This is a genomic window from Microbacterium sp. 18062, assembly GCF_902706225.1.
In the GTDB taxonomy this organism is placed as follows: Bacteria; Actinomycetota; Actinomycetes; order Actinomycetales; family Microbacteriaceae; genus Microbacterium.
The window spans coordinates 1-386 of record NZ_CACSKB010000664.1; the positions used below are offsets into that span (position 1 = coordinate 1).

Below are 386 nucleotides of genomic sequence, written 5' to 3' on the forward strand. Positions count from 1 at the left end.
GATCAGGTCCGGGTAATAACGACTATACACAAAAACTCCGGATTGATTGCAAGTTCAACCATTTGTTTTTCGTCATGCCGATCCGACATCGTTAACGGCCTCCCCTGTAGTCCGAACCGATGAATCTGCGCCTGGGATCGACGCCCGACGTACCCTCGACACGTGACTTATTCCCGGCCCGCGGACGGTGGTCCGGAATCCACCTCCGGCTCGCGGATCGCCGCCTTCTTCGACCTCGACAAGACCATCATCGCGAAGTCGAGTTCGCTGGCGTTCTCTCGCCCGTTCTTCGACCAGGGGCTGATCAACCGTCGCTCGGTACTCAAGTCGTCGTACGCCCAATTCATGTTCTTGCTGTCGGCCGCCGACCACGATCAGGTGGAGCG

The 386-nt window shown here is 58.0% G+C and carries 1 pseudogene; it reads left to right on the forward strand.

From position 1 onward, the window contains the following. Nucleotides 1–162: 162 nt before the first annotated feature. Nucleotides 163–386: pseudogene (locus GVL03_RS21730) on the forward strand (HAD-IB family hydrolase); the annotation flags it as partial.